Below are 21,843 nucleotides of genomic sequence, written 5' to 3'. Positions count from 1 at the left end.
ACCCTATGGGGTTCGGCGGGGTTCTCGACAACCGCTTTTCCCGCGGGCGCGAGACACTCTCGCCGCCGTCTTTTTGTCGCGGTCATGACCCGCAAAACTCCGGCGGGCCGCGCCGTTACGCCGCCGTCGTTTCCCGGCAACCCGGAAGAGCTACAGTGGACTCCTGCCGGAAAGTCCGCCCGGGCGGCGACGGGGACTCTTCCCCTGTGACGCTGCCCACAGCGGGTGGCAGTGACCTACCGGTGATGATCTAGGATCGAACCGCGGGCGCCGCGCCGCATTCCCCCCACGGCGGCGCCTTTGTTTCAGCGGTGTTTCGCGCACCGCTTCCACCATGTTCTGCGTGCCCTTCGCACGACCAGGGGAGAATTCAGCTTGGCAGCCTTGGAGTTAGCGCAGCCCACTGCCCGACCGGCGCAGGCCACCGGCAGGGGGGTGCATCTCGACATCGGCGGAAGAACGTACATCGACTGTGCCTCCGGCACCTTCAACCTCTCGCTCGGCTACTCGAATCGGCAGGTCATCGACGCCCTGCACGCCCAGTTGGAGAGAACGGCCCACCTCTCGTCCGAGTTCACCCGGCCGAAGTCGGCCCAGGTGTTCTCGCTCCTGCGGGAGTTCCTTCCCGACCACATCGAACGTTTCTGGTTCCGCGACATCACCGGCTCCGCGGCCAATGAGTGCGCCATCCGAATCGCCCAGAAGGCAACCGGGCGCAGCGAAGTGGTCTCGCTTTTCCTGTCCCACCACGGGCAGAGCGCGGCGGCCACCGGAGTCTCCGGAAACGCCTTCCGGCAACGCAATTTCTCACTCCCGTTCGTGGGCTCCCTCAAGATTCCGGCCCCGAACTGCTCGAACTGCTTCTACGGGCAGACCCCGGATTCCTGCGGGATGCTCTGCGCCCGGCGTCTCGACGATTTTCTCGAGTACGCCTCGAGCGGTCAGGTGGCAGCGCTGATCGTGGAACCGGTTCTGGGCAACGGCGGAAACATCGTGCCGCCCGCCGAGTACTACCCGGTCCTGCGCGAGGTCTGCGACCGGCACGGCATCCTCGTCATCGCCGACGAGGTGCAGACCGGCTTCGGCCGCACCGGGACGTTCTTCGCCTCCACCGGCGTGGCCCGGGAACTGCGCCCCGACATCATCACCTTCGCCAAGGGTGCGGGCGGTGTGGGTATTCCCGTGGCCGGCGTGGTGATGCGCGCCGAACTCGACGTGCTCGAACCGTGGGAGCACTCCTCCACCTCGGGGGCCAACCCGCTCGCGCTGGTGGCCATGGAGGAGACGGTCAAGTACATCAGGGACCACGACGTCCTGGGCAACGTCCGGGCGGTCTCCCCGGTGCTGCTGCGCGGCCTGCGCGAGCTGGAGGAACGTTTCTCCTGTGTCAATGACGTCCGCGGCGTCGGGCTGATGCTCGCCTTCGACCTGCCGAGCAGCGCGGACGTGGCCCGGTTCATCGCCGTCGCCAGACGGCACGGGCTGATCCTGCGGGGCAGCCGCTACGGCTTCGGCACCGCGGTCAAGGTCCGCCCGCCGCTGGTCGTCTCCGAGGACGAGGCGCACGACATCATCCACGGCCTGGGCTGCGCGCTGGCCGAGTTCGAGAAGGGGGAGTGACATGAGGGCGCTGAAGTACCGCGGTCCGTGGGACGTCGCGATCGAGGAGGTCGCCGACCTGCGCGCCACCGGACCCGACGACGTCGTGGTGGACATCGCCTACACCGGCATCTGCGGCACGGACCTGGGCATCGTCTCCGGCTCCTACCCGGTGGCCGTCCCGGGCGTCACCCTTGGCCACGAGTCCACCGGCGTGGTCGCCGAGGTCGGCCCCGAGGTCACCTCGGTCGCCGTCGGGGACCGCGTCGTGATCAACCCCACGCCCTACTGCGGGGTGTGCCGCATGTGCCGTTCCCAGCGGATCAACCACTGCGTGAACAAGATGGGCACCGAGAGCGGCGTCAGCTACGACGGCACCTACGCCGACCGCTACCTGACCACCTCCGGCTTCGTCCGCCGCGTCCCCGACGGGGTGTCGCTGCGGGCGGCCGCCCTGACCGAACCGCTCAGTTGCGTGGTCAGCGGGGTGCGCAAGATCCAGCCGCCGTCGCTGGACGCCCACACCTACGTCTTCGGCGCGGGCCCGCTCGGCCTGCTGTACGCCTGGGCGCTGACCCTCAAGGGCCTGGCGCCGGTGGTCGTGGAGACCTCACCGGCCCGGCTGGCCTTCGCGGGCAAGGTCCTCCCGGACGGGATACGCGCCTACGGCTCGCTGGAGGAGGCCCGCACCGAGCACTTCGGCGACCCGCGGGCCCCGCTGGACGTCGTCGTGGACACCACCTCCGGGCTGCTCGAGGAGCTGTACCCCCTGCTGGCCTGCGGCGGCACCTTCATGTCGATCGGGCTCAAGCGCAAGGAGGTGACCATCGACGCCATGCACCTGGCCGACCGCAGCCTGTCGGTGATCGGCTCCATCGACTCGCTGCACGGCTCGTTCGACGAGGCGTTCCACCTCGTCACCAGCGGGCGCGTCCCGGCCGGCCGCCTGGTCAGCCACGTGGTGCCGCTGGAGGACCACCGGGACGGCTTCGCGGCCCTCGGCTGCGACATCGCCACCCGGACGGCGACGGGCGCGAGCACCGAGAGCTGCAAGGTCCTCATCGCGGCCAACCCGCCCGCCGACGAGGACGACGAGAAGTGAGCGCCGCCACCGCCGTGCCGCGACCGAGGATCAGCGTCGTCATCCCCTACCGGCAGCGCCTGGAGAACATCCGGCTCGCCCTCGCCTCCCTCGCCGAGCAGACCATGGACCCCGCGGAGTTCGAGGTCGTGATCGGCGCCATGGAGTACGCGCCGGAGTTCGTCGAGGCGTGCCGCGAGTTCACCGGCCGACTGCGCATCACCTCGGTGCTCTCCGCCGAGGACTGGCAGGTCGCCCGGGCCAGGAACCTGGCGTTCGCGCAGGCGTCCGGCCAGGTCGTCCTCTGCCTGGACGCCGACATGTGCCTGCCCCCGTCCGGGCTGCGGACCCTGTACGACAGGTATTACGCCTACGGGCAGAACGTGTGCGTCGTCGGCCAGATGATCGACTACGACAACAACACCAACGACGTCACCGCCGTCGAGACCAAGAAGTGGGAGCGCTACCACAAGCTCCTCGCCGAGCTCGAGGCCGCGGGCGAGGTGCGCTCCGACCCGCGGTTGCAGACCGAGCACGTGGTGCCGTGGGCGTTCGCCTGGACCGCGCTCGTCGCGGTGCCCCGCGCCCTGGTCGAGCGGCACGGCCTCACCTTCGACCCGGCGTTCACCGGGTACGGCGTGGAGGACCTGGAGTGGGCGTACCGGATCTGCCGCACCGGCACGCCCATCGTGATGGCGCCCGACGTCTACGGCGTGCACCTGCCCCACCTGCGGAACGTGGCCGCCAACCGGGAGACGGAGCTGCGCAACTACCGGTACTTCGTGCGCAAGTGGCCCGACCCGGACGTGGAGCTCGCCGCCGCCTACGGGGACTTCGAGGCCAACGGCCTCGCCGCCGGGTTCCGCGCCCAACTGGCGGCGGCCGCGGGCGGCGGGGACCGCGGGCTCGCCGTGGTGCGCGGCCGGTCGGGCGGCGAGGACACCCTGTTCCTCGGCGCGGTGGTGGACGGCGACGGCGCGCTCACCGGTGAGCTGCCGCCGCTGGACGGCGCCCCCGAGGAGGTGCTCCCGCTCGCGGGCCTGGCGCTGCCCTACGACGACGGGGCCGTGGCCGCCTGCCGGGTCCTGCCGCCCGTCGCCCGCCTGGATCCCAGGCACCGGGCGACGGTGCTCGCCGAGGCCGGGCGGGTCGCCCGCGCCGCGGGGCAGCGGCAGTGACCGGCCTCGCCGCCCTGCTGGACCTGGCCGTCCGCGCCGCCCACCTGGGCGGCGCGGAGCTGGCCCGCCGCGCCGGGCGGGCCACCGGCGTGGCGTACAAGTCCACCGCGACCGACCCGGTCAGCGACGCGGACCGGGCGAGCGAGTCGGCGGTCGTGGCCCTGCTGACCGGCGAGCGCCCGTGGGACGGCCTGCTCGGCGAGGAGGGCGCCCGCCGCTCCGGCAGCTCCGGCCTGCGCTGGGTGATCGACCCGCTGGACGGCACCGTCAACTACCTGTACGGCATCCCGCACTCCGCGGTCAGCGTCGCCTGCGAGGAGCGGTTCCCCGGCGCGGGAGGGCACCCGGAGCCGGGGGCCGGCGACTGGCGGCCCGTCGTCGGCGTGGTGCACGATCCGGCGCGCGGCGAGACGTTCACGGCCGTGGCCGGCGAAGGGGCGCGGCTGAACGGCGAGCGGCTGGCCGTCAACGACCCCGTCCCGCCGGCGTCCGCGCTGGTCGGCACCGGCTTCGGCTACGCCGCGGCCTCCCGCGCCCGCCAGGCGCCGGTCGCCGCGGCCCTGCTGCCGCGCGTCCGCGACATCAGGAGCGGCGGCAGCGCGGCCCTGGACCTGTGCTGGGTGGCGGCGGGCCGGCTGGACGCCTACTACGAGGACGAGCTCGCCCCGTGGGACCTGGCGGCCGGCTCCCTGATCGCGGCCGAGGCCGGCGCCGCGGTGACCCCGCTGGGCACCGGGGTCCTGGCCGCGGGCCCGGCTCTGCACGCGGCCCTGTCCCCGCTGGTGGGCGGCTCCGCCGTGTGAACCCGGGCCCGGTGGCCCCATCCCCGCGAGGGCGGGGCCACCGGGCCCGGCGGCACCCCTCACCGGGGCGGCGCCGTCCGCGCCCCGGCGAGGTCCTGGTCACCCTCCGCACCGCCCCCGTGCACCCCGTCCCGGCGCTCCATTCGGTAAGTTTTGGGTAAAGACTGCCCGAGAGCAACGCAGACACCGCAGGACAGGGGACTTCCGTGGGCGCTCCACATCTCAGCAGTACACCGCTGCCCGGCATCGGGGTTCGGTACGACCTACGGACGCGCGACCACCGGCGCCTGTCGGTGGTGGCGCACCGTGACGGAAGCCGGACGCTCAGCGCGTACCGCGGCGACGACCCGGACCAGTGCGCCCTGTCCGTGCGGCTCACCCCCGGCGAGTCCGAGGCGCTCATCGACGCGCTGATGCCCTCCCACCACAGCCCGAACCTGCTGTCCACCACGGACCTGGGCCTGGTCGCCGAGCGGATCGAGCTGTCCTCGGCGTCCCACTGGAACGGGCGGTTGCTCGGCGAGACCCGGATGCGGACCGAGACCGGCGCCTCCATCGTGGCCGTGCTGCGCCGCGCCGACGCCGTGCCGTCCCCCACGCCGGACTTCCGGCTGTCCGGAGGGGACATCCTCATCGTCATCGGCACCCGTGAGGGCGTGGAGGCGGCCGCGGCGATACTCGGTCGGGAGTGAGCGCGTGCACTCCTCCGCGACCTTCCTGATCGAGTTCGGCGCCGTCATCCTCGGCCTCGGCCTGCTCGGCCGCCTCGCCGGGCGCTTCCAGTTCTCGCCGATCCCGCTGTACCTGCTGGCCGGGCTGGCGTTCGGCAAGGGCGGGCTGCTGCCGCTCGGCGCGAGCGAGGAGTTCGTCGCGATCGGCGCCGAGATCGGGGTCATCCTGTTGCTGCTGATGCTCGGCCTGGAGTACACCGCGGCCGACCTCGTCGGCCAGTTGCGCACCCAGTACCCGGCCGGCGCCGTGGACGCCCTGCTCAACGCGCTGCCCGGCGCGGGCATGGCCCTGCTGCTCGGCTGGGGCCCGGTGGCGGCGGTGGTGCTGGGCGGGGTGACCTGGATCTCCTCCTCCGGGGTGATCGCCAAGGTGCTCGGCGACCTGGGCCGCGTGGGCAACCGGGAGACCCCCGTGGTGCTGAGCATCCTGGTCCTCGAGGACCTGTCCATGGCCGTCTACCTGCCCATCGTCACCGCGCTGCTGGCCGGGGCCGGGCTCGCGACGGGCAGCGTCACCCTGGCCATCGCGCTGGGGGTGGCCGGCGCGGTGCTGTTCGTCGCGGTGCGGTTCGGCCGGGTGATCTCCCGGTTCGTCTCCAGTGACGACCCGGAGAAGCTGCTGCTGGTGGTGCTGGGGCTGACGCTGCTGGTGGCGGGGATCGCCCAGCAGCTCCAGGTGTCCGCGGCGGTGGGGGCGTTCCTGGTGGGCATCGCGCTGTCGGGGGAGGTGGCCGAGGGCGCCCACAACCTGCTCAGCCCGCTGCGGGACCTGTTCGCCGCGGTGTTCTTCGTCTTCTTCGGCCTGCACACCGATCCGGCGAGCATCCCGCCGGTGCTGCTGCCCGCGCTGGCGCTGGCCGTCGTCACCGCGGGCACGAAGATCGCCACCGGTTACTGGGCGGCCAAGCGCGCCGGGATCTCCGCCAAGGGGCGCTGGCGCGCGGGCGGCACCCTGGTGGCGCGGGGCGAGTTCTCCATCGTCATCGCCGGGCTCGCGGTCACCGCGGGCATCGAGCCGTCCCTCGGCCCACTCGCCACCGCGTATGTGCTGATCATGGTGGTGATCGGCCCGCTCACCGCCCGCTGGACCGAGCCCGTGGCCACCCGGCTGACCGCGCGCCGCGGCGCCGCCGCACCCGCGGCGGCCCCCGCCGCCGGGAGCGCGGAGGCGCCGGCCGAGCCGTACGCCGAGCCCCGGGAGGCGGTGGACGACCCCGACGCCGTCGGCCGCTCCTGAGCGGCGCCCGCACCCGGGCCCCGGCCCCGACCGGGCGGCCCCGGCCGCCCGGTCAGCGCCCGGTCCACGGCGAGGAGGTCAACCAGGTCAGCGTCCTGTCGATGTCGGAGGGGGACACGATCCCCACCAGCCTGCCCTCCTCGAGCACCAGCGCCCGGCGCCCCGGATCCCCCTCCAGGGCGGTCAGCAGATCGGCCAGGGCGTCGTCCGGGGCCGCCGTGGCCACCTCGTCCAGCGGCAGCATCACCTCGGACAGCGCCACCGCGCCCCGGTCGGCGGCGGGCACGCGCAGCACCCGGTCCACGGTGACCAGGCCGACCGGGGCGCCGTCCGCCCCGGTCACGGGGAACGCCGAGTGGCGCCGGCCGGACGGCGGGGCGGCCAGCAGCGCGGCGGCCGTCAGCGAGGCCGGGACGGTCACCGGGGCGGAGGTCATCGCCTGCCGGACCCGCAGCCCGCGCAGCGCCTCCCGCGTCCGCGCCCGGCGGCTCTCCGCCGTCGCCGCCGCGATCATGAACCAGCCGATCAGCGCCAGCCACAGACCGCCGAACCCCCCGCCCACGAAGAACAGCAGGGCGCCCCAGCCGATCAGTCCCCAGCCGAGGATCCGGCCGGACGCCGTGGCGGTGGCGGTGGCGCGCAGCCGGTCCCCGGTGCGCCACCACACCAGCGCCCGCAGCATCCGCCCCCCGTCCAGGGGAGCCGCCGGCAGCGCGTTGAACACGGCCAGCACGACGTTGATCCCGGCCAGCCAGGCCACCGCCTCCACCACCAGCGGGGAGGCGCCCGCCAGGTCGAGGCCGGAGGCCGCCGCGCCGAAGGCCGCCCCGAGGAGCAGGCTGACCAGCGGCCCGACCCCGGCGACGCGCAGCTCGGCGCCGGGGGAGGGCGCCTCGTCCCGCATCCGGGCGACCCCGCCGAGCAGCCACAGCGTGATGGCGTCGGCCCCCATGCCGTGGCGGCGCGCCACCAGGGCGTGCGCCAGCTCGTGGGCGAGCACCGAGGCGAGGAACACCACGGCGGCCAGCAGACCCCACAGCCAGTACAGCCACTCCGGGCGGCCGGGGTGCGCGTCGGGCAGCCTCCCCCCGGCGAGCCCCAGCGCGATGACCACGAAGACGACCAGCACACTCCAGTGCACGCCCACCCGGATCCCGGCCCACCGTCCCAGGCCGATGCTCCCGCCCATCCCCCTCACCTCCTGACAGGGCGAGCGACCGGGTGCACGGGCACGGGCGGGCGCGCCGCGACCCGGCGCAGGGGTGACGTACCGCGGAATGATACGGGCAAACCCGAACAATCAGGCGGATATCTGCTCCCGCGTGCCCCGGGCGGCGCCGGACGGTCCGCGCCGGATCGACGCGTGGCGCCCGGTGCGCCGCACCGGGAGGAGACGCTGGTCCGCGCCCGGCTCGCGGGCTCGCGCCCCGGCGTCCTGGCCACCCCGGACGGCGTGCGGTCCCCGGGCGGGCGGCCCCGGTGGCCGGGAGCCGCCCTACCGCGCCGGGACGGTGATCCTCCCCGTCCCGGCCCCGGCCGTCACCAGCGCCGGTACGTTCGCCGCCGGGTCCGGGGTGTACGGGTAGTACGCGCGCGGCTCGGCGACCGTGCCGTTGGTCTCGCAGGTGCCGGAGCCGTCGAACACGTTGTTCCGCTGCACCAGGCGCCCCGGGTCGGAGTCGGCGTAGCCGCTCGCCGAGTGGCAGGGGTGGGGCACGCCCTGGAAGTAGTTCCCCTCCACGACCACCCCGGCGTTCATGGTGGAGGCCACCCCGTACAGGGCGTTGCCGCGGAAGTAGTTGTTGTACACGTGCACCGGCTCACCGAAGCGCACCCGCGGGTTCCGCTGCGCCGAGCCGTCGAAGAAGTTGTGGTGGTAGGTGACCCTCAGGTGGCCGACGTCCGCGGTGTAGCCGTCGGAGTGCCCGAGCAGGGCGGTCTTGTCGGTGCCGCGGAAGCGGTTCCACGACACGGTGACGTGCGTGGACTGCCGTTTGATGTCCAGCGAGCCGTCCGCGGCGGGGAGGAACTCGTTGTGGTCGATCCAGACGTGGTGCGCCGAGTTGGTCACGCTCACCGAGTCGTCCGAGGCGTCGCTGAACCTCAGGTTCCGGATGATCACGTTGTTGCCCGGCCGGGTGGTGGAGCCGAGTTGCAGCCCGCCCCCGGTGATCTCCGCTCCGGAGCCCACGCCGATGACGCTCTTGTCCGCCACCACCGTGACCATGCCGTCGACCTCGACGCGGCCCGACACCAGGATCGTGTACGGGGTGTTCCGGCCGGCGTAGTACGTCAGGTCGGCGCCCGTCGTCACCGTGACGGTGGGCCCCGCCGCGCCGCCCGTGGTGCCGTCCCGCCCGAGCCCGGGCACGGCGGCCCAGCCCGTCGGCGTGTCGGCCGCGGCGGCCGCGGCGCCGGGGGCGGCGTCCGCCGGGCTCCCCGCGTACGCGCCGCCGCCGAGCCCCGGCAGGGCGGCCAGCAGCGCCGCACCGGCGCAGACCCCGGCCCTGCTCCGCCACCGGTGCGGGGTGCCGCCCGCCGCCCGGTCCGCCTTCCGCGCCCGCCTCGTCGCAAGCCTCCCGTCCACCGTCAGACCCCCAGTTTCCCGACGCCCGCGCCCGCCGTGACGGCGGCCTTCACCGTGCTCGGCGCGTCCACGGTGTAGGTGTAGTAGTCACGCGGCTCCTGCACGGACCCGCCGCACACCGGCTGTCCCGCCTCCTCGCCGACGAACACGTTGTTGCGGGCCACGCAGCGCCCGGACGGGCCGGAGTAGTTGTTGACGATCGGCTCCTCGACGTCCTCGAAGTAGTTGCCCTCGACGACGCACCCGGAGTTCGCCTGGCAGGCGACGCCGGTGTCGCTGTTGCGCAGGTAGTAGTTGTTGTACACGTGCACCGGCTCGCCGAAGCGGACCCTGGGGTTGCGCTGCGGGGTGCGGTCGAACCAGTTGTGGTGGTACGTCACCTTCAGCCGCCCGATGTCCTGGGCGCCGTTGTTGTCGCTGTGGCCGAGCAGCATGTTCTTGGTGTGGTTGTGCGTGTGGTTCCAGGACACCGTCACGTAGCTGGACCCGCGCTTGATGTCGATGGCGCCGTCGTAGCCGCCCGACAGGTCGTTGTGGTCGATCCAGACGTGGTGGGAGAACATCTGGACGTTGATCGCGTCGTCCTTCCAGCCCTTGAACGTCAGGTTGCGGACGATGACGTTGTGGACCGCGTTCGCGGGCGGCGAGGTGACGCTGTCGCTGACCGGCAGGCCGATGTTCAGCCCGCCGCCGGTCAGGCCGGAGGCGGCGCCCACCCCGACGATGGTCTTGTCCGAGGTGACGTCGTGCATGGGGCCGGGCAGGGCGAGCATGCCCCGCACGCAGATGTTGAGCGGGCCCGGGGTGGCGATCGCGGAGAGGAACTCCGCGGCCGTGTCCACCTCCACGGTGGGGCCGCCCGCGCCGCCGGTGGTCCCGGCCTGCCCCCAGGCGTTGACGGACGCGAACCCCGCGGGCTGCCCCGGCGCGGCGCACGCCGCGGCGGCCACGGGCGAGCCCGCGCCGGGCGAGGGCGAACCGGCGGACGCCGGGGTGACGGCGGCGGCGCACGCGGCGAGCAGCGCGACACCCGCCGCGGCGACCCGCCGCGTGGCGGCTCGGGCGGTGGGGGTGTTGTGGGTGTGCCGAGGTTCTGGTGAGTTCGAACGCATGCCGGTCTTCCCCTTCTTGATGTCGGGTGAACCTGCTGACTGACGCCTGAACCCACCGGCCGGTGGTGACAGTAAGCGCTTTCTATGTATCGCGAATGTAAAGCGCGGTCCTGAGCATGTCAACAAAGCGGACAGGGGAAAGTGATCGGCCGTCAGGGTGCTGGGGCGCGCCGCGCCCTGCCGCTGCGGCGGCGGTCGTCCGTCGTCGCCCACCGCCACCGCAGGCGGACAGGGAACTGATTCACCATCAGGGGTGGTGGGTGAGCGGAGGGGCACCAGGCCGCCGCACCCTCCCGCTGCGGGGGCCACCTCCGTCCACCACCCACCTGCCGGCACCCGCGCCCACCACCGGCCGCCCACTGCCGCCTGCCATCCGGCGTCGCCCACGGTCCACTGTCACCCGCTGCCGACCAACCGATCGCCGCCGACCACGCCCGCCGCCGCCCGCCACCTGCCGACGCCCGCCACCTGCCGACGCTCACCGTCCACCGGCGCCCATCGCCGCCCGCTGCCCGCCGTCCACCGGCGTCCACCGTCCGCCGCCGCCGGCCGTCTGCCGCCGCCAGTCGTCCGCGGGTGCCACCCGCCCATCCCTGCCGCGGCCGTCCGCCACCGCTCGCCGGCCGCTCGCTGCCCGCCTACGGGTGCCGGCCGCCTGTCGCTGCCCGGCGACGTCCGCCGCCATCGGCGCCCGCCGCCCACGGAGCCCGCCAGGGGGCGGCGGTGCCGGTGGCGGACCGGCTCCGGGGCCCTGCCCCGAGGTGTGAGGCGGAGGGACGGCGGCGGCCGTGGCCGTCCTCGCCGTGCGGCGGGGCGTCCGGCGGCGGGGGAGCGGAGCCGGGCGGGCCGCCTTCCCGCGGCTGCCGCGCATCCTGCCCGCCGTGCGGCTGACCCACCTGCCCTTCGGCACGCCGTTCCCCGGTTCGCCAACCCCGAACGTCCCTCCCCGGCCGCCCCGTTTCCGGCGGTGTCCGGGCCGCGACCCGCGTGTCCTTCGGTTCGTCGTCCCCGGCCCGTCGCTCCCTCGCTTTCCCCGGCTCTCCCTCCCCGGCTTTCCGCCAACTCCTCCTCCCCGGCCACCCTCCTCTCCCGGCCGCATCCGCCGCGGCCCGCGCCGGGGCGGAGCTCCCGGTGGAAGTCCCGCCGCGCCGGTGCGGCAGTGGTGCCGGGTCACCGCGCGGGGGAGCGTCACGCGCTCCACGACCCCGTAGGGTGGGGCGCCGTGACGGTTCGACTGTGTGTGCTGCTGTGGGCCAGGGCGGGGGCCGCCGGGGCGCTGGCCGCGTACGAGGACAAGGTGCTGGCCCTGCTGGGTGAGCACGGCGGCCGGGTGGTGCAGCGCGCCCGCACCGACGGCGCGGAGGGCGCCCCGAGCGAGATCCAGCTCATCGAGTTCGCCTCCCGGGCCGGGTACGGCGGGTTCATGGCCGACCCGCGCAGGACCGCCCTGGCCGACGAGCGCGACGCGGCGATCGCCCGCACCGACGTCCACCCGGTCGAGTTCGTCACTCCCCGCCCTGCCCGGTGAACACGCAGAACTCGTTGCCCTCGGGGTCGGCCAGGACGTGCCGGTCGATGTCCTCGTCCCGGGGGCGGACCACCCTCGCGCCCAGGGCCACCAGACGGTCGGGGTCGCCCCACACGTCCAGGTGCATGCGGTTCTTGACGGTCTTCGGCTCGGCCACCGGGTTGATCCAGATCAGCGGGCCCGCCCCGGCCGGGTCGACGATCGGGACGGGCCACTCCCGTGGCCGCGGGGAGCCGTCGGGCTCCGCCCTGCGGGTGTAGCCGATCGCCGCGCACCACCAGTCGGCCAGGGCCTGGTGGTCGAGGGCGTCGAGCGCGAGGTCCTTGAAGCGGGCGGGGGCGGCGTTCTCGGGTCCCATGAGCGCTCATGGAACCACGCGCCCGGACCCGCCGCGGCCGGGCGCCCCGAGGCGGCCGGCGCTCAAGCCCGCGCGGCCCCGGCCCCCGGCGGGCCGTCGGCCGTGACCACCAGGTCGGCCCGGTGGCGGGTGCGGGCGATCAGCTCCGCGTTGCGCCGGTCTGGGCCCAGCGTCCAGGCGACCGCGGCGGCGTGGTCCTTGCCGAACCGCTCGTGCCGGGCCACCAGGCGCCGGACCCGCTCGTCCTCCGGCAGGTCGCAGTACCACACCTCGTCCAACTGCCCGCGCACCCGCGCCCAGTCGCCGTCCTCCAGCAGCAGGTAGTTGCCCTCGGTGACGACGAGCCGGACCGAGCGGGGCACCGGGATGCTCCCGGCGACCGGCTGCTCCAGGTCGCGCTCGAACGCGGGCGCGTACACCACCTCGTCCCGCCCCGCCCGCAGCCGCCCCAGCAGCGCCGCGTACCCGGCGGCGTCGAAGGTGTCCGGGGCGCCCTTGCGGTCCCGCCGCCCCAGCCGGTCCAGCTCCGCGTCCGCCAGGTGGAACCCGTCCATGGGCACGTACGCCACCCGCCCCGCACCGTCGTCCAGGGCTCGCACCAACGCCTGCGCCAGCGTGCTCTTGCCCGCCCCCGGCGGCCCGGCGATCCCGAGGACGGCCCGCCGCCCCGCCGCCCGGGCCAGCCGCCGCGCCCGCACGACCAGCTCCGCGAAGGACGGTCCGCCGCCCGCCGCGCCACCGGTGTCCCGCACCTCCCGCCCGGTCCCCGGCCGGCGCGCGTCCTGCTCCTCGATGTCCATGCCGCCAGTGTCCCGGTGGACGGCGGCGGCGCCCCCGCGGGGGCACACGCCCGCGGGGGCCCGGCCCGCTCCGTGGGGAGCGGGCCGGACCCCCGGGCGCCGTGGCCGGCCGGTCGGGTCAGGAGCCGGTCACGGTCGGCCTGGGCGCGGCGTTGGTGCCGCTGTAGGTGCCCTGGAAGCCGAACGACACGCTGGAGCCGGGGGCGATGGTGCCGTTGTGGCCCGCGTTCCGCGCGGTGACGGCCGTGCCGGACTGCGTCACCGTGGCGTTCCACGCGTTGGCGACCCGCTGGTTGCCCGCCCACGCCCAGGTGACCGTCCACGCCGACACCGCCCGGGTGCCGTTGTTGGTGACGGTGACCGTGGCGGTGAAGCCGCTGCCCCAGTCGTTGTCCACCCGGTACGCCGCGGTGAGGCTGCCGGTGCCGCCGCCGGTGGAGGTGGTGGCCGTCACCGACGCGGAGTCCGCGGAGGTGTTCCCCGCCGCGTCCCGCGCCCGCACCGTGTAGGCGTACCGGGTCTCCGCGGTCAGGCCCGAGTCGGTGAACGTCAGGCCGGTGGCCGTGCCCACCTGGGCGCCGTCGCGGAACACCAGGTACCCGGCCACGCCCACGTTGTCGGTGGACGCCGTCCACGACAGCGACACGCTGTTCGCGGTGGTCGCGGTGACCCGCAGGCCGCCGGGCGCGGTCGGCGCCTCGGTGTCGTCACCGCCCCCGCCGTCCTCCCCGAACAGCTCCGCGTACACGCCGAACGCGATCGCCAGGCCCGCCTGAGCCCAGAACCGGTGGTAGGTGAACGTGGGCGCGGAGCCGCCGCTCAGGTAGCTCTGCACCTGCGGCCACGCCGGGTCCCTGCGGTAGAAGGTGCGGATCGAGGAGAAGGTGGAACCCGAGGCGACCCGGTCGCCGTTGGGCATCGTCCCCGTCCAGCCGCTCGGGATGTACACCGGGTCGTTGAACCGGCGGTAGTCCGCGCGGGTCTCCGGCACCGAGATGCCCTTGGCGTCGGCGTGCGTCGCCATGGCGTCCAGCAGGTTCTTCGCCAGGGTGGCGATCTCGGTGTTCTCCGCCTTCGCCGCGTAGTACAGGAACGTCTTGGCCAGGGCGGAGCCCACGCCGACGTCCTGCCCGTACTCGGTGACGGTCACGTGCAGGTTGGCGTTGCCGCCCGGGCTGCTCGCGTTCCAGGTGTCGGGCTGGCCGGTCCAGTTGAGGGTGGACGGGACCCGGAACTCGCCGTTCGGCCCGGCCGTGGTGTGCTTGGCGGCCCACGGCACCCACTTGTCCAGCACCGCCTTCGCGGTGGCATTGCCGGTCAGGTAGTAGTACTCGGCGACCCGCTCCACGCCCCACGCCTGCATGCCGAACCAGTTGTTGCTCGGCGGGTCGTGGTAGACGGGCTGCCAGTCGTAGGCCATCCCGTAGAAGGTCGGCGTGCCCGCGGGCGGCTTGCCGTACTGGCCGTCCCAACTGTTGGTCGCGCCGCCCGCGATCCCGCCCTCGGCCGACTGGAGCCACCGGGTGAACTCCAGTTGCCGGTTGAGGCTGGTCGCCCAGTCGCTCTGCGCCGTCGGGCTCTTCGGCGTCAGCGCGGGCACCGTGGACAGCGCCCACGCCGCCATCACGTTCTGGTAGCCCTGGTGCGAGGCGCTGCCGCCGATGCGCCACGCCCAGCCGCCGCCGCTGCCCCCGGCCGCGCCGCCCCACGCGTAGTACCAGCTCAGCAGGTAGTGCGCGGAGGAGCGGCCCGAACCGGCGGGGCAGCTCTGCGGGTCGGTGCAGTCGCCGGCCCGCTTGAAGTACTTGTCGAACAGCGCGTAGCGCAGGTAGTCGCCCATCTTCGCGGCCTTGGCCACGGTCGCGGAGATGTCGGCCTGCTTGCCCTGCGCCTGCGCCCACCGGTACGCCCAGTACGCCGCCTGCACCGCGCGGGCGTCCGCGTCCGGCGCGTTGGTGTACTTCCACTGCCGGGCGTACGAGGAGTCCTTGACGAACAGGTCCAGGTAGCCGTTGGGACCGCCGTGCTTGAACAGGTCGATGCTCGGCTGGGGCACCGTCTCCCAGACCGACTCCTCGGAGCCGCGCTGGTAGGTGTTGATGTACGACGGGCCGGGCGCGGTCGGCCCGTTCTGGCCGCCGGTGCCCGGGGTGCAGCCGTAGCCGTAGACGTTGTCCACGTCCAGCAGCCAGTGCATGCCGTAGATGTCGGACGTGCCGTAGGTGTTCTTCAGCTCGTTCGCGATCGGGTCCTGGCCCACCGCCACCGCGGGGTCGAGCGCGCTCGGGTACTTGTTGACCTCCGGCCACTCCGGCGCGTACGTCGCCGGCTTGGCCGGGTTGTACGAGTCGTTCGTGGGCTGGTCGGCGCGGGTGGGGATGATGTACTTCTCGGTCGCCGCCCACGCGTCGTTGAACGGCTTCCAGTCGCCGGTCACCCTGCCGTACACGGCCTCCAGCCACAGCCAGTAGCTGAACGCCTCGGAGGTGGTCTGGTGCCCGTGGTCGGGCGCCTCGACGAGCAGGGTCTCCACCGAGTGGTAGGGGACGCCCTGCGGGCTGAAGTACCCGTTCGCCGGGGCCTTGATCTTGTTGTACTGGGTCAGGAAGAGCTGGACGTACGGATCGTCCGCTGCCAGCGTCGCCGCGCGGCCTGCGCCCGGCGCGGCCTGGGCCAGTTGGGTGCCGACGGTGACCGCGGTCGCCGCGCCGGCCACCCCTGCGACGAACCGCCTGCGGGAGACGGAGGACATGGAGCACTCCTTCTGGAGCCGTGGGGGGCGTGGGGGAGTGGTGCACGGCGCCCGGCCCGTGCGGACCGGGCGCCGCGGTGGGGGGTCGGCCGATCAGCTCGTGGTGCAGGTCGGCGTCGGCGCGGCGTTGCTGCCGCTGTAGGTGCCCTGGAAGCCGAACGAGGTGCTGGAGCCCGTGTTCAGCGCGCCGTTGTGACCGGCGTTCTTCGCGGTCACGACCTTCCCGGACTGGGTGGCCGTGCCGTTCCAGGAGTTGCTCACCTGCTGGTTGCCGGCCCAGGTCCAGGTGACCGTCCAGCCGGAGGTCCTGGCGGTGCCGGTGTTGCTGACCGTGACGGTGGCGGTGAAGCCGCTGCCCCAGTCGTTGTCCACCTTGTAGGTGGCGGTGCACCCGTTGCCCCCGCCGTTGCCCGCGGTGGTGGTGCCGGTGACGGCGGCCGACGCGGCCGAGGTGTTCCCCGCGGCGTCGCGGGCCCGGACCGTGTAGGTGTACGCCGTCGAGGCGGTCAGGCCGCTGTCGGTGAACGAGGTGGTGGTGCTGGTGCCCACCTGGGTGCCGTTGCGGTAGACGACGTAGCCGGTCACGCCGACGTTGTCGGTGGCCGCGCCCCACGACAGGGAGACGCTGGAGGCCGTGGTCCCGCTCACCCGCAGCGAGGACGGGATGCTGGGGGCGGTGGTGTCGTCACCGGGGCCGCCGCCGCCGTCGATGGGCGGGTAGGCGTTGGCGAGCAGCATGCGGAAGTGCGCGGAGAACCAGTGGCCGGCCAGCGGGGAGTTGTCCATCGCCCCGGGCTTGTTGAAGCCGTTGCGCGCGTTGCCCTCGTAGGTGGGGTCGCACATCCGGTCGAAGCCCTTGCCCTCATCGTTGTCGATGGGCTTGCTGCTGCCGTCGGACTCACCCGGGGGCTTGGCCCACACATAGGCGTCGATGCCCGGCTCGGGAGCCGTGGTGGGACGCTCGCCGATGCCCGCGCCGACCTGGTTGCACCAGTTGCCGGGGTGGAGGCGGCGGTCGACGCGGCTGCCGTCGATGTACGCGTCGACGGTGGTCTTGGCCGCGGGGCCGGACGGGCGGTCCGGGCCGCCCCAGCCGTTGCGGGCCGTGTCGATGAGCATGCCGATGTTCGAGCGGAAGCCCGCCTTGACCATCTCGTTGCGCAGCGCCTGGGCGAACGACAGCTCGTCCGCGTACATGTTCCAGTCCAGCCACTTCGACTGGCGCACGGTGGTGCCGTTGATCGAGTCGGTCACCGAGAAGTGCGGCTCGCGCAGCGCGCTGTAGTTCGCCGTGTTGGTGATGAACCCGGTGACGTCGTCCACGGTGGCGCCCTCGGCGGTGGCCGCCTCCTTCGCCTGCTGCGCGAACGGCGAGAAGTTGGTGTCCCAGCCGAGCCAGCCGTGGTGGGCCGCGTCGATGTAGTTGTAGGTGTTCGGCAGGTCGCCCAGCTTGTTCAGCGCGTAGCCGACGCCCTTGACGTAGTTGCCGTTCGCCTTCATCGTCCGGCAGGCCTCGGTGGATCCGGCCTCGCTGCCCGCGTTGGTCACCAGGTTCGGCAGCGAGTCCGGCTCGATGAGGTTGACGATGCGCAGGTCCGCGTAGGCCGGATCGGACATGATCTTGACGATCGGGTCGATGTACTCGGTCTTGTAGCGGTCGATCTCGTGGGCCTTGAGCTCGCCGGCGGACGCGAGCGCGGCGCAGTCGCGGCCCGGCAGGTCGTAGATGACGACCTGGATCATGTTGGCGCCCTGCGCCTTGGCCGTGTCCAGGTGCGCCTTGAGGCCCTTGGCCCCGTTCACGCCGTTGATCGCGGCGATGCGGTCCATCCACACGAACGTCGGCTGGTTGGCGATGGCGGAGCCGCCGGGTTCGGCGGCGGCCTTGGCGGACCAGTCCGGGTTCACGTAGGCCTTGGCGCCGACATACGGGTTGTCCAGACTGCCGGCCGCGCCGGCGGGCGCAGCCGCCGGCCCCGCCAGCGCGGTGATGGCGGACCCGGCGACCAGCGCCGAGGCGGCGACCACGGACTGCCACCGTCTCTTGAGGTGCATCGGTACCCCTTTCGATCTTCCGGCCGTGCGGGCCGAAGTCGGGCGCCGTGCGCACTGCGCGCAGCGCCGAGGAAGAAGCGTTCGGAGGCGGCCCGCTGCGGGGCGCCCCGGGGTGCGACCGGACACGGCGGCGCCGAGCCCGGACGGCGCGCCCCGGCAGGGGACGCCGTCGCCGGCGGGCCGCCGTGCGCGGATTGTGGGGGGTGGTGCCTGGTGCGGTGCGAAGTACGGAGTCCTGCGGGTCGTTCTTCGTTGCGGCTCCCAAACGCCCGCCGATGACCGGGCGTTTGGGAGCGCTCCCATGCATCGATGGACGCTAACAGGTCATCCGGGCGGCGGGAAGACTTCATTCACATATTCGTAACAGCGCCTTCGACAGACGGAGACCGGAGGGCCGCCGGGGGCTGGGCGCGGAGTGCGGCGGAGGGGGCCGGGGACGGCCGTGCGGACGGCTCCACCGCCGTGCGGAGCCTCCTCCTCCACTTCCTCACCTGCGCGTTCCGCCAGCTCGGGGCGGGGGAGCGGGGCGACTGCTTCCGGACGGCAACGCGCTGGCGAATCAAGGAATCTGTCGATCCGTCACTTCACGAGTCGCACGCGAACCGACATCAGGCAACAGTGCAGCCGCAACAACATGAACAGGGACCATCGCCAAACCTCGAAACCGCGGAGATCGCGCGGTGCTCATGGCTCGCCTATCCGGGCAATCGCGACGGCACCCGCCGACGATGCCTGGCCGAGACGTTTCCCGGCCTTGACGGAGCGTGGGCGAAGGGGGCGGCTGGATACGGTCGGTCCGGCCGGGGGTGCCGGTGGTATGGGCGGTTCGTGGCGGTTCGGGGCGATACCCCGGTGGGTTGGGCGACGCGCCTGGGAGCGCTCCCAGGCGAGGTGGCGTGGCACGCCCCCGACCGGCGGGGACCCTGTCGCCCACGCCACCGTACGGGGCGTGCGCCGGGGCCCGGGAGGGTGCGGCCGGTCGCCGTGCCCGCGTACCCGGTGAGGGCGGTGGGTGGGCGCCGGGTTCCGGAGTGGCGGGCCGGGGCCCGACGTCGGGGGCTGGGCAAAGACGGGGTGGGGTGGGTACGGTCGATTTGCGCATCCGGACGCGGTGGCTCCTGTCGGTGTCGTCCGTGTCCCTGCGGCGAACCCGGGCGCGGTGGCGCGTGCCTGTGCCCCTGTCGGACACCCGTTACTCCGCGGAGGTTCCCGTGCACAGGAAACGTCCCGCTCCGCCCGCGCGCCGCTCCGTGATCAAGGCGGCGGCCGGGGCCCTGCCCCTCGCCGCGATGGCGGCGGTGCCCGCGTCGGCCGCCCCGCGGGCCCGCCGGGTGCTGGTCTTCTCCAAGACGGCGGGCTTCCGCCACGACTCCATCCCCGACGGCATCGCCGCCGTCCGGCAGCTCGGCGCCGGGGCCGGCTTCGCCGTGGACGCCACCGAGGACGCCGCCGCCTTCACCCCCGGCAACCTCGCCCGCTACGCCGCCGTGGTGTTCCTGTCCACCACGGGCGACGTCCTCGACGCGCGCCGGCAGCGCGCCTTCGAGGGCTACATCGCGGCGGGCGGCGGCTACGTCGGGGTGCACGCCGCCGCGGACACCGAGTACGACTGGCCGTTCTACGGCGGCCTGTGCGGCGCCCGGTTCCACTCCCACCCGGCGATCCAGCAGGCCACGGTGCGGGTCGAGGACCGCGGCCACCCGGCCACCGCGCACCTCGGCGCCACCTGGGTCCGCACCGACGAGTGGTACAACTACCGCGCCAACCCCAGGGGCACCGGCGGCGTCCGCGTGCTGGCCTCCCTGGACGAGTCCTCGTACACCGGCGGCACCATGGGGGACCACCCCATCGCCTGGTACCAGCGGTACGCGGGCGGCCGGGCGTTCTACACCGGCCTGGGCCACACCAGGGAGTCCTACGCCGAGCCCGCCTTCCGGCAGCACCTCCTCGGCGGCATCACCTACGCCACGGGCGCGGCGGCAGCCGCCCGCTGACGCCCCGCCGGGCCCGGCGCCGCGGGCCGCCTCACCCGTCCCCGGCGTCCCCCGGCCCGCCGTGCGCGGCCAGGGCCTGGGACGCGGTGGGGTGGACGGGCAGCAGGGTGTCCACCCCGGTCAGGGCCAGCATGCGGGACAGCCGCTGCGGGACCGCGGCCAGCACCAGGGAGCCGCCCGCGTTCCTGGCCGCGTGCCAGACGCCGATCAGGGCGCTCAGCCCGGCCGAGTCGCAGAACTCCACGCCGCCCAGGTCCAGCACCAGGTGGGCACGCCCCTCCTCGATCAGCTCCAGGGCGCGGGAGCGCAGCGCGGGGGCGGTGTGCAGGGTGACGTCGCCGGCCACGGCGGCCACGGCGAGGGAACCGCGGGTGTGGCCCACGGAGAGGTGCAGTTCGTCGGACACCGGGTTCACCGCTCCTGACCGGTCGAAGGGAGTGGGGGCACGGACATGGCCAGCAGCGCGACGTCGTCTCCGGCGCCGTCGCACAGCGAGCCGAGCAGCGCGGCGCCGTCCTCCACCAGGGCGTCGGCGCTCACCGGGCCCGGCGGGCGGGCGCGGAGGAACTCCGTCAGGCCCTCGTCGCCGAATCTGGCGCCGTCCCCGGTGCGGGCCTCGGTCAGCCCGTCCGTGTACAGCAGCAGCGCGTCGCCCGGCTCCAGTGTGCACGTCACGCGGGCGAAGTGCGCCTCGGGAAACGCCCCCACCAGCATGCCCCCGTCGGCGCGCACCGGCTCCACGCGCGGCGGTCCTTCCTCCCGCCCGTCCTCTGGGCGCAGGTGGTAGGCCGGGGGGTGGCCGCCGGAGGCCGCGGTCACCTCGAAGCCGCCCGAGGGCCTGGGGTGCAGGACGCCGAAGACCAGCGTGCAGAACCGGCTGCCCGCCGACACGTCCGCCAGCAGGGCCGTGTTCAGCGCGGCGAGCACGGCCTGCGGGTCCGAGTGCAGCAGCGCCGCCGCGCGCAGCGTGTAGCGGACCAGCGAGGTGACGGTCGCCGCCTCGGCGCCCTTGCCGCACACGTCGCCGAGGAAGAACGCCCATCTCCCGCCGTCCAGCGGGAACACGTCGTAGAAGTCGCCGCCCACGTCGTGCACGGACGCGGTGCGGTAGTGGCAGGCCAGCTCCAGGCCGGGGATGGCGGGCAGCGCCGGGGGCAGCAGGGTGCGCTGGAGGGTGGAGGCGAACGCGGCGATCGCGGCCTGGTCCCGCTCGGCCCGCTCGCGCGCCGCCCGCTCGGTCTCGGCCCGCTCCCGCTCCGTCTCCGCGTGCCGTTTCTCGGCCGCGCGCCGCCGCTGCTCGTGCCGCACCGCGCGCAGCGCGGACAGGCGCAGCTCCAACTGGTCCATCACGATGCCGGCGAGGTCCTCGAGGACGGCGGTCTCCTCCTCGCTGATCGACCGGGGCCGGGTGTCGAGGATGTTGACCGTGCCCAGGCGGTGCCCGTCGGAGGTGATCAGCGGCGCCGCCGCGTAGAAGCGCACCCCCAGCGGCCCGGCGACCAGCGGGTTGGACGCCGCGACGGGGTCGCGGAGCGTGTCGGGTATCACCAGCGCCTCGTCGCGGAGCACGGCCGAGGCGCACAGGCCCGGGTCGCGGCTCAGCTCCCTGACGCCGTCCAGGCCCCGGGCGGCCTTGAACCAGATCCGGCTCTCGTCCACGATCGTGACGGTCGCCACCGGCACGTCGAACAGGCGGGCGGCCAGCGAGGCCACCCGGTCGAAGGCGCCGTCGGGAGGCGTGTCCAGGATGTCGTAACGGCGCACCGCGGCGAGCCGCGCCGCCTCCGCGTCGTCCGCCCCCGCCCTGTCCGCCGCGCTGGGCGCGCCGCCGGTCCGCCGTCCGGCGCCCTGGTCAGCGGCCGTGGTCCACTGAGCCACCGGCCGACCTCCTTCCCGCCCGCCGCCCCGTGCGGCACGGACCGGGGAAGCCTAAGCGCACCGCGCGCGCCGCCGCGAACCCGCCCACCCGGCAGGCCCGCGGGCGGGGCCCGGCGGACCGGGGCGGGCGCGGACGGGGAGGCCCGCGGG

At 74.1% G+C, this 21,843-nt stretch carries 16 protein-coding genes and 1 pseudogene; 8 read left to right on the top strand and 9 right to left on the bottom strand.

The genetic code is table 11. From position 1 onward, the window contains the following. Window positions 1-435 precede the first annotated feature (435 nt). The 6 genes from ACYVO2_RS24165 to ACYVO2_RS24140 all read left to right on the top strand — a co-directional run bounded on the left by ACYVO2_RS24165 (window position 436) and on the right by ACYVO2_RS24140 (window position 6,629). The gene (locus tag ACYVO2_RS24165) at window positions 436-1,620 is read left to right on the top strand and encodes an aspartate aminotransferase family protein (RefSeq protein WP_461010059.1); all 1,185 of its coding nucleotides are present in this window, start codon (window positions 436-438) and stop codon (window positions 1,618-1,620) included. Between the two features lies 1 nt (window position 1,621). Further along, on the top strand, window positions 1,622-2,701 hold the full coding sequence (locus ACYVO2_RS24160) for a zinc-dependent alcohol dehydrogenase (RefSeq protein WP_461010058.1): 1,080 nt from the start codon (window positions 1,622-1,624) through the stop codon (window positions 2,699-2,701). Then, the gene (locus ACYVO2_RS24155; protein ID WP_461010057.1) at window positions 2,698-3,858 is read left to right on the top strand and encodes a glycosyltransferase family 2 protein; all 1,161 of its coding nucleotides are present in this window, start codon (window positions 2,698-2,700) and stop codon (window positions 3,856-3,858) included. The genes ACYVO2_RS24160 and ACYVO2_RS24155 overlap by 4 nt, the downstream gene beginning before the upstream one ends. Beyond that, window positions 3,855-4,661 (top strand): inositol monophosphatase family protein, encoded by an 807-nt coding sequence (locus tag ACYVO2_RS24150; protein WP_461010056.1) that lies wholly within the window; start codon window positions 3,855-3,857, stop codon window positions 4,659-4,661. Before ACYVO2_RS24155 ends, ACYVO2_RS24150 begins: the two co-directional genes overlap by 4 nt. A gap of 206 nt (window positions 4,662-4,867) precedes the next feature. Then, complete coding sequence (locus ACYVO2_RS24145) at window positions 4,868-5,353, top strand: cation:proton antiporter regulatory subunit (protein ID WP_461010055.1); 486 nt, start codon at window positions 4,868-4,870, stop codon at window positions 5,351-5,353. A gap of 4 nt (window positions 5,354-5,357) precedes the next feature. Continuing rightward, complete coding sequence (locus ACYVO2_RS24140; protein ID WP_461010054.1) at window positions 5,358-6,629, top strand: cation:proton antiporter; 1,272 nt, start codon at window positions 5,358-5,360, stop codon at window positions 6,627-6,629. A 52-nt stretch (window positions 6,630-6,681) separates the two neighbouring features. Here the strand turns inward: ACYVO2_RS24140 and ACYVO2_RS24135 are convergent, their stop codons facing one another. The 3 genes from ACYVO2_RS24135 to ACYVO2_RS24125 all read right to left on the bottom strand — a co-directional run bounded on the left by ACYVO2_RS24135 (window position 6,682) and on the right by ACYVO2_RS24125 (window position 10,328). Continuing rightward, a complete protein-coding gene (locus tag ACYVO2_RS24135) occupies window positions 6,682-7,818 on the bottom strand; it encodes a site-2 protease family protein (RefSeq protein WP_461010053.1) in 1,137 nt (378 codons plus the stop codon). Between the two features lie 306 nt (window positions 7,819-8,124). Then, complete coding sequence (locus tag ACYVO2_RS24130; protein ID WP_461010052.1) at window positions 8,125-9,216, bottom strand: pectate lyase family protein; 1,092 nt, start codon at window positions 9,214-9,216, stop codon at window positions 8,125-8,127. A 2-nt stretch (window positions 9,217-9,218) separates the two neighbouring features. Continuing rightward, window positions 9,219-10,328 carry a pectate lyase family protein gene (locus ACYVO2_RS24125; RefSeq protein WP_461010051.1) on the bottom strand — a complete coding sequence of 370 codons (1,110 nt, stop codon included), beginning with the start codon at window positions 10,326-10,328 and terminating at the stop codon, window positions 9,219-9,221. A 1,222-nt stretch (window positions 10,329-11,550) separates the two neighbouring features. Here ACYVO2_RS24125 and ACYVO2_RS24120 point away from each other — a divergent pair. Continuing rightward, entirely contained in the window at window positions 11,551-11,856 is a 306-nt protein-coding gene (locus ACYVO2_RS24120) for a DUF1330 domain-containing protein (protein ID WP_461010050.1), read from the top strand. Here the strand turns inward: ACYVO2_RS24120 and ACYVO2_RS24115 are convergent. The 4 genes from ACYVO2_RS24115 to ACYVO2_RS24100 all read right to left on the bottom strand — a co-directional run bounded on the left by ACYVO2_RS24115 (window position 11,834) and on the right by ACYVO2_RS24100 (window position 17,821). After that, window positions 11,834-12,214, bottom strand: a complete 381-nt coding sequence (locus ACYVO2_RS24115) for a VOC family protein (RefSeq protein WP_461010049.1) — start codon at window positions 12,212-12,214, stop codon at window positions 11,834-11,836. The two genes, ACYVO2_RS24120 and ACYVO2_RS24115, sit on opposite strands and share 23 nt — an antisense overlap. A 62-nt stretch (window positions 12,215-12,276) precedes the next feature. After that, entirely contained in the window at window positions 12,277-13,014 is a 738-nt protein-coding gene (locus ACYVO2_RS24110; protein WP_461010048.1) for a nucleoside/nucleotide kinase family protein, read from the bottom strand. Between the two features lie 118 nt (window positions 13,015-13,132). Beyond that, complete coding sequence (locus tag ACYVO2_RS24105; protein ID WP_461010047.1) at window positions 13,133-15,766, bottom strand: glycoside hydrolase family 48 protein; 2,634 nt, start codon at window positions 15,764-15,766, stop codon at window positions 13,133-13,135. Window positions 15,767-15,859: 93 nt separating this feature from the next. Next, entirely contained in the window at window positions 15,860-17,821 is a 1,962-nt protein-coding gene (locus tag ACYVO2_RS24100) for a glycoside hydrolase family 6 protein (RefSeq protein WP_461010046.1), read from the bottom strand. A gap of 1,289 nt (window positions 17,822-19,110) precedes the next feature. Between ACYVO2_RS24100 and ACYVO2_RS24095 the strand changes: the two are divergent. Then, window positions 19,111-19,806, top strand: a pseudogene (locus tag ACYVO2_RS24095) (ThuA domain-containing protein); the annotation flags it as partial. Window positions 19,807-19,846: 40 nt separating this feature from the next. Here the strand turns inward: ACYVO2_RS24095 and ACYVO2_RS24090 are convergent. Continuing rightward, a complete protein-coding gene (locus ACYVO2_RS24090) occupies window positions 19,847-20,221 on the bottom strand; it encodes an STAS domain-containing protein (protein WP_461010045.1) in 375 nt (124 codons plus the stop codon). Between the two features lie 5 nt (window positions 20,222-20,226). Beyond that, on the bottom strand, window positions 20,227-21,693 hold the full coding sequence (locus tag ACYVO2_RS24085; RefSeq protein WP_461010044.1) for a PP2C family protein-serine/threonine phosphatase: 1,467 nt from the start codon (window positions 21,691-21,693) through the stop codon (window positions 20,227-20,229). Window positions 21,694-21,843 lie beyond the last annotated feature (150 nt).

This window comes from Streptomyces capparidis (genome assembly GCF_054782095.1).
The sequence above is the reverse complement of the archived record's forward strand: the minus strand, read 5'-3'. Positions and strand labels throughout refer to the sequence as shown.

Excerpts from the sequence above, each read along its gene's own strand:
- ACYVO2_RS24110 (WP_461010048.1), bottom strand. The coding sequence starts at position 13,014 with ATGGACATCGAGGAGCAGGACGCGCGCCGGCCGGGGACCGGGCGGGAG.
- ACYVO2_RS24115 (WP_461010049.1), bottom strand. The coding sequence starts at position 12,214 with ATGGGACCCGAGAACGCCGCCCCCGCCCGCTTCAAGGACCTCGCGCTC.
- ACYVO2_RS24125 (WP_461010051.1), bottom strand. The coding sequence starts at position 10,328 with ATGCGTTCGAACTCACCAGAACCTCGGCACACCCACAACACCCCCACC.
- ACYVO2_RS24100 (WP_461010046.1), bottom strand. The coding sequence starts at position 17,821 with ATGCACCTCAAGAGACGGTGGCAGTCCGTGGTCGCCGCCTCGGCGCTG.
- ACYVO2_RS24160 (WP_461010058.1), top strand. The coding sequence starts at position 1,622 with ATGAGGGCGCTGAAGTACCGCGGTCCGTGGGACGTCGCGATCGAGGAG.
- ACYVO2_RS24105 (WP_461010047.1), bottom strand. The coding sequence starts at position 15,766 with ATGTCCTCCGTCTCCCGCAGGCGGTTCGTCGCAGGGGTGGCCGGCGCG.
- ACYVO2_RS24135 (WP_461010053.1), bottom strand. The coding sequence starts at position 7,818 with ATGGGCGGGAGCATCGGCCTGGGACGGTGGGCCGGGATCCGGGTGGGC.